Source organism: Gaoshiqia sp. US2 (genome assembly GCF_059705485.1).
Genome location: NZ_AP048550.1, coordinates 3,244,188 through 3,257,580, shown reverse-complemented (window position 1 = coordinate 3,257,580; position 13,393 = coordinate 3,244,188). Strand labels below are relative to the sequence as shown.

Annotated in this window: 15 protein-coding genes; 11 read left to right on the top strand and 4 right to left on the bottom strand. The window is 42.1% G+C overall.

Features of this window, described 5'->3' with window-relative positions:
- The first annotated feature begins 42 nt into the window (after positions 1 to 42).
- Complete coding sequence (locus AC6H3C_RS13095) at positions 43 to 924, top strand: fructosamine kinase family protein (RefSeq protein WP_497515828.1); 882 nt, start codon at positions 43 to 45, stop codon at positions 922 to 924.
- A 9-nt stretch (positions 925 to 933) separates the two neighbouring features.
- Here the strand turns inward: AC6H3C_RS13095 and AC6H3C_RS13090 are convergent, their stop codons facing one another.
- The 3 genes from AC6H3C_RS13090 to AC6H3C_RS13080 all read right to left on the bottom strand — a co-directional run bounded on the left by AC6H3C_RS13090 (position 934) and on the right by AC6H3C_RS13080 (position 5,088).
- The gene (locus tag AC6H3C_RS13090) at positions 934 to 1,212 is read right to left on the bottom strand and encodes a tetratricopeptide repeat protein (protein WP_497515827.1); all 279 of its coding nucleotides are present in this window, start codon (positions 1,210 to 1,212) and stop codon (positions 934 to 936) included.
- Positions 1,213 to 1,229: 17 nt separating this feature from the next.
- Positions 1,230 to 1,673, bottom strand: a complete 444-nt coding sequence (locus AC6H3C_RS13085; RefSeq protein ID WP_497515826.1) for a DUF4293 domain-containing protein — start codon at positions 1,671 to 1,673, stop codon at positions 1,230 to 1,232.
- Between the two features lie 82 nt (positions 1,674 to 1,755).
- A complete protein-coding gene (locus AC6H3C_RS13080; protein ID WP_497515825.1) occupies positions 1,756 to 5,088 on the bottom strand; it encodes a UvrD-helicase domain-containing protein in 3,333 nt (1,110 codons plus the stop codon).
- A 103-nt stretch (positions 5,089 to 5,191) separates the two neighbouring features.
- On the opposite strand from AC6H3C_RS13080, the gene AC6H3C_RS13075 reads away from it, so the two are divergent.
- The 10 genes from AC6H3C_RS13075 (at position 5,192) to AC6H3C_RS13030 (ending at position 12,666) form a co-directional block, all read left to right on the top strand.
- The gene (locus AC6H3C_RS13075; RefSeq protein ID WP_497515824.1) at positions 5,192 to 6,214 is read left to right on the top strand and encodes a threonine aldolase family protein; all 1,023 of its coding nucleotides are present in this window, start codon (positions 5,192 to 5,194) and stop codon (positions 6,212 to 6,214) included.
- A 1-nt stretch (position 6,215) separates the two neighbouring features.
- Positions 6,216 to 6,941, top strand: a complete 726-nt coding sequence (locus AC6H3C_RS13070) for a rhomboid family intramembrane serine protease (RefSeq protein WP_497515823.1) — start codon at positions 6,216 to 6,218, stop codon at positions 6,939 to 6,941.
- A 72-nt stretch (positions 6,942 to 7,013) separates the two neighbouring features.
- Positions 7,014 to 7,976 carry a transcription antitermination factor NusB gene (gene nusB, locus AC6H3C_RS13065; protein WP_497515822.1) on the top strand — a complete coding sequence of 321 codons (963 nt, stop codon included), beginning with the start codon at positions 7,014 to 7,016 and terminating at the stop codon, positions 7,974 to 7,976.
- Entirely contained in the window at positions 7,973 to 8,401 is a 429-nt protein-coding gene (locus AC6H3C_RS13060) for a DUF1573 domain-containing protein (protein ID WP_497515821.1), read from the top strand. Before nusB ends, AC6H3C_RS13060 begins: the two co-directional genes overlap by 4 nt.
- A gap of 20 nt (positions 8,402 to 8,421) precedes the next feature.
- Positions 8,422 to 8,736, top strand: coding sequence for a preprotein translocase subunit YajC (gene yajC, locus AC6H3C_RS13055; protein ID WP_497515820.1), 315 nt, complete (start codon positions 8,422 to 8,424; stop codon positions 8,734 to 8,736).
- Positions 8,737 to 8,871: 135 nt separating this feature from the next.
- Entirely contained in the window at positions 8,872 to 9,795 is a 924-nt protein-coding gene (locus AC6H3C_RS13050) for a CdaR family protein (RefSeq protein WP_497515819.1), read from the top strand.
- Between the two features lie 5 nt (positions 9,796 to 9,800).
- Positions 9,801 to 10,388, top strand: a complete 588-nt coding sequence (coaE, locus tag AC6H3C_RS13045; RefSeq protein ID WP_497515818.1) for a dephospho-CoA kinase — start codon at positions 9,801 to 9,803, stop codon at positions 10,386 to 10,388.
- Positions 10,381 to 11,109 carry a TerB family tellurite resistance protein gene (locus AC6H3C_RS13040; RefSeq protein ID WP_497515817.1) on the top strand — a complete coding sequence of 243 codons (729 nt, stop codon included), beginning with the start codon at positions 10,381 to 10,383 and terminating at the stop codon, positions 11,107 to 11,109. Before coaE ends, AC6H3C_RS13040 begins: the two co-directional genes overlap by 8 nt.
- Before the next feature lie 58 nt (positions 11,110 to 11,167).
- Positions 11,168 to 11,998, top strand: a complete 831-nt coding sequence (gene prmA, locus AC6H3C_RS13035; RefSeq protein WP_497515816.1) for a 50S ribosomal protein L11 methyltransferase — start codon at positions 11,168 to 11,170, stop codon at positions 11,996 to 11,998.
- Between the two features lie 2 nt (positions 11,999 to 12,000).
- Positions 12,001 to 12,666, top strand: coding sequence for a phospholipase D-like domain-containing protein (locus AC6H3C_RS13030; RefSeq protein ID WP_497515815.1), 666 nt, complete (start codon positions 12,001 to 12,003; stop codon positions 12,664 to 12,666).
- A gap of 1 nt (position 12,667) precedes the next feature.
- On the opposite strand, the gene AC6H3C_RS13025 is transcribed toward AC6H3C_RS13030, so the two are convergent.
- The gene (locus AC6H3C_RS13025; protein WP_497515814.1) at positions 12,668 to 13,390 is read right to left on the bottom strand and encodes a DUF3307 domain-containing protein; all 723 of its coding nucleotides are present in this window, start codon (positions 13,388 to 13,390) and stop codon (positions 12,668 to 12,670) included.
- Positions 13,391 to 13,393: the final 3 nt, after the last annotated feature.

The following is a 13,393-nucleotide window of genomic DNA, read 5'->3' as shown; positions in this document are numbered from 1 at the left end:
GCTTAATGAAATGCCTAAACAAGTTAGCCAGATTTGTTTCTGATGGAACAAAAAATACTTCGATATGCAGAAGAAAAACTCCGCCCTGTATTTGGTTCCGGTTTCCGGCTTGAGCAAACCGGGCAGGTTGGCGGAGGATGTATCAGTCATACCCTGAAAATAAAAACGACGCATGGCCCCTTCTTTCTAAAATGGAACTCTTCGTGTGCCGGTGATTTATTTGTCCGCGAAGCCGAATGCCTGACCGAGCTGAGGAAACATGCCGGAAGCGATCTGCTGATTCCCGAAGTGATTTTATCCAAAGAAGCCGACGAACTGCCTGGTTTTATTTTAATGGAATACCTGGAACCGGGCCATATGCCGAAGCAGGATGAAAAACTGGGACAAGGCCTGGCCCGCCTGCATCAATCGGTTGGCGAACAATTTGGGTTTCACCATCATAATTATTGCGGCTCTACCCCGCAACTAAACAACAAATGCAGCAGTTGGCTTGATTTTTTCAGAGAAAACCGGCTGAGATCCATTTTGCAGTTAATTAAGCTCCAGCGGTCGTTGACTGCTGAAGAACAAGCCGTTTACAACAAACTGATTGACAGGCTGCCTGAATTTCTTCCCGGCACATCTTCTCCGGCGCTGATTCACGGCGATTTATGGTCGGGGAATTACCTGTACACCACCTCTGGCCCGGCGCTGATCGACCCGGCATCGTATTATGCCGACCGGGAAATGGAACTATCCATCATGACCATGTTCGGAGGATTTTCACGAACTACCTGGGACGCTTATCAGGATACTTTTCCGCTCGAAACAGGTTGGCAGGAACGGGTACAATTGTATCAGCTATACCATATCCTGAACCACTATTACCTTTTTGGAGGGTCGTACGGACGACAGGCCTTAACGGTCGCACGAAGGTTTATATAAAGCTAAAAATCAAGGATTAAACATATCGGGCGTATAATAGCCCAGAATATCGTTGACCATATCAATTTGGGCCTGCGCAGAGGGATAGTCCGGATCGATGGCCAGCGCCTGGTTGAAGTGATTGACCGCCACTCCCCATTCCTGTTTTCTGCAGGCAATCTTTCCCAATAAAAAATGACTGTCAGCAGCATGCTCCTGAAGCTCCGGCGAGCCGGATATCAATCTTTTCGCTTCATCCAACCGGTTGGCGTCGATTAAACGGGCCGCCTCTTCCAATGATTCTTTCATCTCGCGCACAAATTGAATTAGCGAATCCGGTCGATAGAGCGAATCAACGCTTCATCTTTCCCGATGTTCCGGATAGCCAGGTAATCAAGTATAATGGCAACTAACGGAAAAACAACCGGAAGTTTAAAACTGAAGTTTGCATCGTCGAAGGTATAGTAGGTGAAAAAGTAAAACATACCAAACAAGCCAATCATCAGCAATATAGAGAAAACAAGCAAGCGAACCTGAAGGATACGCTTTTTGTAATTAAAAAGAGCGACTACATGCAAAATCAGGATAATACTGATGAATGCAGCTAATGCTATCCCGTTTTCAACCACCGTATTGTTCTGCACGATTCCCCTGATATCGAAAAGGAAAAGTTGTTTATCGTGAACAATTTCGGCAAAAGGAAAGGTAAACAACATACCCAATAAAATAGCTGAGATCAGCATGTAGACGGTTTGTATTCGTTGTAACATTTTCGTTCATTTTTTGACAAAATTACATTTTTGAAGAAAACCGGCAAGTTATTTCTGAAAGTTCGCTCCCGGTCAGGGCACATCAGTGATTAAAACTCACCTCGATCCGTTTGTTTGTCCGGGTATACCAAAGATAACCTTTCAGGTTGCGATAACCGCATGCTTTTAATACGTTCATATAATTGCGAACCTGGTATTCGTACTTTTCCAACTCTTTTTCGCCCGATTTATAATCCACAACAATCAGCTGATCATCGGCCAGCATCATCCGGTCCGGGCGTTTCAGCCCGTTTTTGCCGGTCAGGATATTTCGTTCATTCAGCACCCGGTATGAACCGTCGAACCAGCTTTGCACCTCCGGATCAGCCAGCATTCCGGTAATCTGCCGTTTAATTGTCCCGACAGATTCTTCATCCAGTTTCCCCTGAAAAATCAAGTTGGCAATCGCGCGGTCCAATTCATCGGCCGTGCTAATTTGCGACAGGATCTCGTGGATAATCCGTCCCGTGTTGATGTTTTTCTCCACTACCCCGTCGGCATCGAAAAAATGCTCGTGGTTTTTGCGCAATTTCAGGTAATTGCTGAAATCGGCAAACTGAAATTCATGCAATCGGATGGTTCCACGATCGTCTTTCTCTGCCGGTTTTGCAAGCGAAAGCATACCAATTTCAAGTTCGGCCATATGCTCTTCCTGTCGGTAATTATTTGCCAGGCTCAGTGTCAGTTCCTCCTGCCCTCCGCATGAATAGCTTTCATCTGTGTCTAACGAAAGCTTCAACAAATCGCCAATTGTGTTCAACTTATCGTCTTTATAAAACGACCAGATGAATAAGGCTTGCCTGGCACGGGTAAAAGCAACATATAAAAGATTCAGATTATCGATGTAATGACTCATGATTTCATGGAAATATTCCCGAAAAAACAAGGAATTCCCCATGTCTTTCCCGTATTTCACCGGAACCAGTTCGAGCCGGTCGAAGGGAGCGGAATCAGGTTGGCACCACAAAATCGGCGCATGCATGGTCTGAACTCCCAAATTCCAGTTGCAAAACGGGATAAACACATAATTGTATTCCAACCCTTTGGCTTTGTGAATTGTTTGGATCCGAATGGCATCCAACTGTTCCGATACCGAAATGGTTTTTTCCTGCCCCTGTTGTTTCCACCAGTTTAGAAATGCCGAAATATCGGCCGGCCGGTTTTTCATAAAAGCGCCTACCTGATCGATAAAAGCCTGGATGTAAGACAACTCATCCTTCAAACCGAACAAGAAGAAAATATCGCAAAGTTTAAAGATAATCTCCTGCAAATTACGTGTCGCCAGCATGTCGTTAAAAAAATCACTTTTAAGAAAGTGGTATAAATCATTCTGTTCATCTTCAATATCTTCAAACTTGAGCGAACCATCAGGCTTGTAAGGCTCCCGGAATTCCATTTGTAACTGAACCTGCCCGTCATACGACTTCAGAACAGGTAATTTACCAATTGTTTTCAGCCGCGGTTCAATTTCCTGGTAATACTGGTAATTGACAAATGCAAGCGATAATTTGTCATCCGGATCGGCCAGTAAATTCAACAGGGCCAGGATAAAAGCGACAGAAGCTGAATTTTTGACGTACAACGACTCACTTGACAGCACATTGAAGTTGTAGGCCGGATCACCTTTGGCCTTTTCATGAAGCAGACGATCGGCTACCTGCCTGGCTTCTCGTTTTTCGCGGACCAATACAGCAATTTCGCCGGCGGCAACACCTAAATCCTGCACCCGTTTTATTTGTTCCACCAAATCGTCAAGAACAGTTTGCCCGTCATCCTCGTTTTCGTCATTTTTTTTGGGTTTCTCCAGAAATTTCATCCGGATATACCCCTGCTCGGCGCCGGCTTTTTGCCCGATTTCCTGGATACTCTCCCGGTAAAGATCTTTGATCTGTTCGCGAAAAGGCAAATCCGAATGAGCAGTTTCCTCCAGTTCTGCATTTAAATGTTGCTGCAAAATGGCCGGCACGAGCTGAAAAATGCGATTATTGAAGCGGATAATCCGACCAGCGCTACGCCAGTTTTTCTGCAAAGTTTCCTGGTGTACTCCGTTTGCGGGAAAAGCGTTCAATACCTCTGAAGCCAGCAGGTTCCAGTCGCCGTTGCGCCAACGGTAAATCGCTTGCTTTACATCTCCGACAAGCATGCCCAGGTTATCCTCGGCTAGCGAATTCCCGATCAGCGGTTTAAAATTACTCCATTGCAGGCCCGAGGTATCCTGAAATTCATCAATCATAAAATGTTGATAAAAAACACCCGTTTTTTCGTACACAAACGGCGTTTCGGAGTCAGCAATGATTTGTTTCAGCAGGTTTCCCGATTCGGAGATGAGCACTACGCCCTTCTCCCGTGTCACTTTCCGGACCATAGCTTGCAAATCGACCAAAATTCCCAGCGTATATAATTGTCTGACAATCAATTTTGCCGTATTATACCGATGATTCTCATTACGGTACAGATTAATCGCTTCAACCAGAAGCGGATGAATCCGTTCGGCGACGGGACCAACTCCGTTTTTATCCGGTAGTTTGTACAGGTTAGAAACATCAGCAACGGCATCCAGTAAGCGGACTCCGGGCGTCAGATCAGCGTTCAGCATTTTGGTAAAACTATTGGCTGCGCCGCTTTTCCCATGCTTAAAATCAGCGATCGTCAATCCGGCCGCTTCAATTAACCGGAGCCCTTCCCGGCCAAGCTGTTTTAATTTATTTTCATACGAAACGATGATTTGCTGCAAATCGCGCCGATAATCACGTATAAACGTCTTATCAACCAGCTTTTCGTGCAAAGCCTGACTCAGTTCCTTAAACGTCTCGTTATAAATTTGTTTACCCAGGCTCAGGATGTCATTCTTCAGGTTCCAGCCGCCGCCTTCCATAATTTTATCGCGGGCAAACTGTTTCAGCCATTCCAGTAAATCCGGGTCATCATCAATCGATACTAATAATTCATCCACGGCTTCTGCCAGAATCTGGTCGGCATCGAGGTCAACCTGGTAAGCAGTATTAAGTCCCAATTCGCGGTTAAACGCTTTGATTACCCGTTGAAAAAAGCTATCAATCGTGCTGATCGAAAAACGCGAGTAATCGTGTAAAATACGCTTCAGACATTTTTGGGCGCGTTCGGCCACCTCCGCTTCGTGCAATCCCGTTTCCTCTGTTAGTACTTCCAGGTAAGCCGTTTGTTTTCTCTGCGCCAGTTGATACAATTCGTGCACCACACGGTATTTCATTTCGGTGGTTGCTTTGTTGGTGAACGTAACGGCCAGTATATGTTTGTAATTCCAGTCGGACGACAAGGCTATTTTCAGGTATTCCACCGCCAAACGAAAGGTTTTTCCTGAACCAGCAGAAGCTTTAAAAACACGAAGTTGTGACATGTAATATCAATTTTCCTGATCAATGAATTTTAATTGCTGCTTAATTTTATCGAAATTCGCCGGTAAAGATATCCATGATTATAAATATAACACAAAGATATTTATGAAACGAGGTTTTGCAAGTGATAATAATGCCGGAGTGCACCCGGAAATATTAAATGCACTGCACGCTGTAAATGAAGGGCATATGGTTGGTTACGGAGGTGATCCCGTGACCGAACAGGCTATTGAACGTTTCAAACGCGAATTTGGCCACGACATTGATGTTTATTTTGTATTTAACGGCACCGGGGCCAACGTGTTGGCGCTTTCCAGTCTCACCAGCAGTTTTCATTCGGTAATTTGCGCCGAAACAGCGCACATTCAGACAGATGAATGCGGTGCACCTGAAAAATTTACCGGATGTAAGCTACTTCCGGTTAAAACGGTCAACGGGAAAATTTTCCCGGATGAAATCAAAAAACATCTGCATGGGTTCGACTTTGAACATCATTCCCAACCGGGTATTATTTCTATTTCGCAGGTAACCGAACTGGGCACGGTTTATTCGGTTGAAGAAATAAAAGCGATTACGACGCTCGCCCACCAGTTTGGTTTGCTCGTTCACATGGATGGGGCGCGGATTGCCAATGCGGCTGTTGCATTGAATTTGCCGTTTAAAGCTTTCACCCGCGATGCCGGCATTGATGTGCTTTCGTTTGGGGGAACAAAGAACGGCATGATGCTGGGTGAAGCAGTCATTTTCTTTCGTCCCGAATTATCGCGGCAAACCAAGTATATCCGAAAACAAAGTATGCAACTGTTTTCAAAGATGCGTTTTGTAAGCGCTCAGTTCCTGGCCTATTTTGAACATGATTTATGGAAAAGAAATGCAAGCCATGCGAACCAGATGGCCAAACTGCTTGAAAATGAAGTTTCGAACCTGAAGGGAGTAAAAATTACCCAAAAGACCGAGGCCAATGGCGTTTTTGCCATTTTACCGAAAGATATCATCCCAAAACTTCAGGAAGAATACTTTTTTTATGTCTGGGATGAGTCAAGCTCTGAAGTACGCTGGATGACCTCCTTTGACACAACAAAAGAAGATATTTTGGGTTTTATAGACGTATTGAAAAAGTTGCTTTAACATGCGTTTATTCAATTACTATCCAAGCAAAAACGAAACCGATGCCGCGTTGGAGAAAAAAATCTTCAAACACAGCCTCATTATTCCCGCCTTATTCGTTTTTATATGCTGGATCGTTTTATTGACCGAAGCAACGCTTGAACTCAACTTTGCTCAGTACGGCATTTTTCCGCATCATGTAAAAGGATTAAAAGGGATTGTCCTGGCGCCATTCATCCACAGCGGAATAACGCATTTGGCGGCTAATTCAGTTCCCTTCCTGGTATTGTCAGTAGCCCTTTTCTATTTTTACAGGAAGCTGGCTTACCGCATCTTCTTTTTAATTTATTTGTTTTCAGGCATTTTTGTATGGATGGGAGGACGGGAAGCCTGGCACATAGGCGCCAGCGGAATTATCTATGGCCTGGGTGCATTTCTGTTCTTTAGCGGCATTTTTCGCAACGACGTGAAATTGCTGACCATCTCCATCATCGTGGTTTTTTTGTATGGCGGTATGTTTTGGGGGATTTTCCCGATTGAAGCCCGGGTCTCGTGGGAAAGTCACCTGTGGGGCTCTGTCAGCGGGCTTTTCCTGAGTGTCTATTACCGAAACCAAGGGCCACGGCGATCTCATTTTGAATGGGAAAATGAACAAGATGACGACGATTTGGTTTATAATGAGGAAGATGGTTCAGGAAACCTGGATTGGCCGGATAATGAAAAGGAAAAAGAGATGGAGAAAACTTGAAGCTTATTGAATAACACTAAAAGATTTTTTGTAACTTTGCCACCCGCAAAAAAGATAACTAGTTCTAAAACAATGATTAGCAGAAGAATAATCCGAATAAAAGTATTGCAGGTACTGTACGCTTTCAATACGTCACCGGACAAATCAATCAACAATACCGAGAAAGAATTATTTTTCAGTATTCAGAAAACGTACGATCTATATCATTACCTGTTTCAACTGGCCGTAGAAATTGCTAATCATGCTAACTCGGTGATCGGCTTACGCAAGAAAAAGCACTTTCCGACCGAGGACGATTTAAATCCCAATACCCGATTTGTTAATAACTTTTTGATCCACCAGATCCGTACCAATAGTACGCTGAAAAAGCAATTGGAGCAATCGAAGCTTAGCTGGGAAAATGAACCTGAACTGATCAAAAAACTATACACTGCCCTTGTCAACTCCGATTTCTACACCGGATACATGTCGGCTAAAAATCACACGTACCAGGATGATAAAAAACTGATTGAACACTTATTTGCTGAAATTATCCTGCAATCCGAAGATTTACTTTATCTACTGGAAGAACAAAGTATATACTGGAATGACGACGTCGACTTTGTGATCAGTATGATCATCAAAACATTAAAAAAATTCAAAGAATATTCCGGTGAAGATCAGTCGCTCCTTCCTATTTTTAAAGATGACGAAGACCGGGAATTTGCCAAAAATCTTTATCGTAAAACGGTTGTCAATCACAGCGAATTGAAAAAAATCGTTGAAGAGCACACGGTAAACTGGGATATTGAACGGATAGCCTGCATTGATACCCTGATTTTGGAGCTGGCAATTGCCGAATTTTTGTACTTTCCGTCGATCCCCACAAAAGTTACTTTAAACGAATACATCGAACTGTCGAAGTATTACAGCACTCAGAAAAGTCGGAATTTTATCAACGGAATTCTCGACAAAACGCTGAAAGCCCTGAAAAAAGACAACCGGATTATTAAAGTTGGGCGGGGACTTATCGGTGAAGAAAACCTGCCTGAATGAGACTCTTCGTTTCAACGATTATGCTGTTGTTGTTTGCTTTAGGATGCCAAAATGCTGCAAAAAATGACGACAAGCAAACCGGAGAGAAACAAGGAACAGCAAAATTTGTGTTTCAGGAAGAATTGCATAATTTTGGATCGTTGCAAGCCGGCGAAATTGTTGCATACAGTTTTCAGTTTACAAATAGTGGAACCCGGAAATTAATCATTGAAAAAACCGGTAGCGATTGCGGGTGCATTTCAGTCATATTTCCGGAAGAGCCTATCAACCCGGGTGAAAACGAATATATTGAGGTCATTTTCAACTCGGCCGGTGAAGTGGGAAAAGTATACAAGGAAATACAGATCAGCTCAAATGCCGGACCCGGAGAAATAAAGCTGGTTATTACGGCTAATGTGCAACATGAAATGATAAATTTACAGTAAAAACTAAATAGTCAAAAAGCATGAATTACTTATTAATGGCCCCGCAACAAGGAAGTGAAGCAAGTCCGTTTACCGCGTTTTTACCCTTGATCCTGATTATTGTTGTTTTCTATTTTTTCATGATCAGGCCACAGGTAAAAAGACAAAAAGAACTGAAAAAATTCCGTGAAAGCCTTCAAAAAGGTGACAAAGTAGTGACAACCGGTGGAATTTACGGAAAAGTTATTGAATTGAAAGATAACTATATCTTATTACAGGTGGATGACAATGTAAAACTGCGCGTTGATAAGAGCGCTGTCGTAAAAGACATGTCTGACGTTACGCCACAAAAATAAACGGATCACGCGAAATATGAAGGGTTGGCTTTGATGTCAGCCCTTTTTTTTATCTTTGAGGTCGTGGAATACAAACGGATAAATAGAATTCAGGCTTTACTCAGGAAACTTCGCATAAAAAATGAAGGTAAGCTCATGATTTACCTGATATGCCTTGGTATTGCCACTGTATTTTGGTTTTTGAATGCCCTGAATAAAGAATATTCAGTTGAATTACCTTTTCCTGTTAAATTCACCAATCTCCCGAAAAACAAAGTGCTTGTCAGTGATTTACCTGATCATTTTGTTCTAAAGGTAAATTCATATGGTTTTATCTTGCTGCAACACAAATTGAGCCTGGCCTTTTCTCCCCTGATTTTTAATGTGAATGAACTGACCGGGAATAAAATGGAAAATTCGGATTATGCCGACTATGCGATCACCAGCAGACAATACATCAATAAGATATCTTCGCAGGTAAGTAAAGAACTCACAATTATTGATATTCAGCCCGATACACTGTTTTTCAGGTTCGACCGGATTGTTGAACGAAAAACTAAGGTAAAACCCGAAGTGAACTATGAATTGGGGAAACAACATTTTTTGGTCAGCGAAATTATCTGTGATCCGGATTCAATTCTGGTGAGTGGTCCGGAAACCATCCTGGATACGCTCAAATTTATAAAAACAAAACCCTATAACTTTAAAGAATTAAACCAAACAACACAACGCAACCTAGGGCTGACAGAACATAAAGGATTGATATACAGTGAAAAACGTATTTCTGTTACCATTCCGGTAGAAGAATTTACAGAAAAACAACTCGTTGTTCCGATCACAATTACCGATCTGCCTGAAGACGTGCAAATTAATCTGTTTCCCGATAAAGCAAAAGTCAGTTTCATGACCGGTCTGACCCATTTCTCTGAAATCCTTCCGTCTGATTTTAAACTTAGTGTATCCTATAAAGACATTCAAAATAAAGCAGAATTGCTTGAACTGAAACTCGAATCTCAACCACCCCATCTGCTTTCAGTTTCGGTGAATCCCAATAAAGTAGAATATTTGATAGAAAAATAAATGATATGCTTAAAGTAGGAATTACGGGAGGCATAGGTAGCGGAAAAACAACCATTTGCTATTTCTTCAGACTACTGGGAATACCTGTTTTTGAAGCTGACACGGAGGCAAAACACATTATAAACAGTTCTGCTTTCGTTCGAAGTGAGCTAAAGCGGTTATTTGGAAATGACATTTACCTGGCAAATCAGTCGATTGACCGAAAAAAATTGGCCGGTTTAATTTTTAATTCTCCAATTTTGCTCGAAAAAGTCAATGCCATTGTTCATCCCGAAGTACGGAAATTTTTTTTTGAATGGTGTGCAACGCAAAACACACCCTATATTATTCACGAAGCAGCTATTTTGTTCGAAAGCGGCTTTTATAAAATGATGGATCAGACCATTCTGGTTAAAGCTCCGGTTAATGATCGGATCCACAGGGTGATGACACGCGAAATTACCACTGAAGAAGAGGTGAAGAACCGGATATCAAAGCAGTGGACTGATGAAGAAAAAGAGGCATTGGCCACCTATACGATCAATAATAACAATGCGGAACTGATCATTCCGCGACTATTAGAATTAGATAAAAAGTTTAAATCACATGGCTAAATTTGGAAAATGGATTGCCGGAGGACTTGGATGGGCTTTTTTAGGCCCGATTGGCGGCGTGTTAGGTTTTGTACTCGGTTCAATGTTTGAAAACCAAACTGCATTTACAACCGGTGGCGCCGGGCAGGCAACAAAAACAACTACCGGCGGCTACGTTATGAGTTTGCTCGTACTGGTAGCTGCTGTTATGAAGGCTGACCAAAAAGTGCTTAAGTCGGAGCTGAATTACGTGAAAGATTTTTTTGTCCGGACTTTTGGCGCTGCCTCAGCCCAGGAAGCGCTTAAAATGCTGCGCGACCTTTTAAATCACAATATTCCTGTTACTGATGTCTGCCACCAGATTCAAAAGAACATGGATTATTCATCCAGGTTACAGCTTTTGCATTTCTTGTTTGGCATCGCCAATGCCGATGGAAAGGTGGAGATTGAAGAACTTAACCTGATCAATCATATTGCCAAAAATCTGGGAATATCGACAAAAGATTTCGAATCAATCAAATCGATGTTTATAGCCAATACCAACGCGGCATACAAAATACTGGAAGTTGCACCGGATGCGGCAGACGAAGAAATTAAAAAAGCATACCGGAAAATGGCCGTAAAATATCACCCAGACAAGGTGAGTTATTTGGGCGAAGAGTTTCAACATGCAGCTAAAGAAAAGTTTCAAAAGGTTAATGACGCATACGCACAAATCAAAAAAGAAAGAAATTTCGTATAAACTGTGTGCGAATCAGGTTTTACAAAGCAATTAAATTCACTATTAATCAATTGGCTATATGCAATATACAAAGGCAATTTTCAAGCTAACTCCCGACAACGAAACAAACAGGGAGATCCTAACTGCTTATTTGGCCCAGCTCGATTTTGAAAGCTTTGATGATACGGTAAACGAACTAAATGCATTTTATCCTTCAGGAAAGTTGAACGAGGGTGAGATTCAGCTTATTCTTTCGGGCTTGCCATTTGATGTAAGCTATACGGAAGAAAATATGCCCGACATAAACTGGAACGAAGAATGGGAAAAAAATTATTTTCAACCCTTGTTAATTGACGGTAAATGCCTGGTAAGAGCGCCATTCCACAAAGATTTCCCAACGGCTGAATACGAGATTATAATCGAACCAAATATGGCTTTTGGTACCGGAAATCATGAAACGACTTCATTAATGATCGAGCATCTGCTTGATTTGAACGTGAACGATCTGGATGTACTGGATATGGGTTGCGGCACCGGGATTCTGGGCATTTTTGCCTCCATGCGTGGCTGTAAAAGCGTTACGGCAATCGACATTGATAATTGGGCTTTTGAGAGCATCGTCGAAAATTGCAGGTTGAATAAGATTACAAACGTAGAAGCCAGTATAGGCGACGCGAAACTTTTGGGAAAGAGAAAGTTCGACCTGATCCTGGCAAATATTCAAAAAAACGTCATTCTGCAAGATATAGAAACCTATGTTTCGGTATTGAATGATGATGGAATCCTGATCGTAAGCGGCTTTTATAAAGATGACCTGGAAGATATTATGGGTAAGGCTTCGGAGCTTTACCTGCACAAATTGTCGATCAAAGAACGAAACAGCTGGATTGCCTGTTCATTTGAAAAATAAGTATGGATCAGATCATCCGGTATTTCAAACTACATTTCGGCCAGATCTATTCTACAGAGAACGGAGCTGAAGTAGCTACGCTGATAAACAGGCTCTCACGCGAAGAAAGGGATGAATTGAGAAGCAAGCTTTTTCACGAAGCCCGAATTTTTCAACATGAAAGTAACAACGGACAAGCGTTTGCGTGGCTGGAGTTCTGTTTTGGACTCATCGAAAAATACACCTTCCGCTTTCATAAAGTTTATTTTAGCCCGGGGACTGATATTCTTGAGATCATTTCTGATTTGCTCGATCAGGCAAAAACAAGCCTGGATTTATGTATTTTCACGATAACCGATTCAAGGCTTGCAGAACACATTCTCGAAGCTGCCAGGCGAGGCATCTACATTCGAATTATTACTGACGACAGGAAAACCTTTGATCATGGATCTGCTATTTCAAATCTTAGCCGGGCCGGCATATCTGTAAAAATTGACCATTCGCAATATCATATGCACCACAAATTCGGCATTATTGACAAGCGAATTGCTTTTACAGGAAGTTTCAACTGGACTTATACGGCCTCAAAACACAATCAGGAAAACCTTTTGGTAACATCAAAATACGATATTACCCAACAATACATGGAAGAGTTTGAGCAACTTTGGACAGAAATGTATTCGTTGTAGCTTAAAGTACCGAATTGGCAAGTATGCCGGTCATAATAGCGATCGTAAAACTAATCAGTGTGCCAATTAATACATACTCGGACATGATCCGGGCCGTTGCTTCATTTTTCACAGAGATCCGGAGAATTGATTTTGCTGCAATGAGAAAACCAATTGCCTGAAATTGTGCTGAAAGAACAAATGTAAGAACAAGTATTCGCTCCAATACTCCAATCCATTTTCCCGCATTTTTCAGGTTTGGTTCCAACGTGCGGTTAACCTGTTTTTGCCAGTACCGGGTAGCGAGGTTGATTGTAACCATTGACGGCCAAATCACAAAAAAATAGGATAACAAATAGATCAGTATCCGCTCATTGGCGAAGCTATCCTTCATGATCTCAACATACTGCCAGAAATTTTCATCGGCCAACCCGGTTATTAATCCGATGATGAACAAATGAACGATTTGATCGGTCAGAAACCAAAGTAAATGATTGACCTTTTTCGGTTTCAAATAAATCTTACCCAAGTCTGTCAAATAATGAAGCAGAAAAATAAATACGGGTATTTTCCATGTAAAATAATCAATCGTAAAAACAGTTGACAAAAATGTAACAATCAGGATATGGTAAAATAACCTGATCGACTTTATTCCATACTGGTTTTTATCGTTCACCCAGGATCGGGGCTGCAACAAAAAATCGGCAACAAAATGTGCAAGCAGTAGTCGAAGAAATACAATCATGAC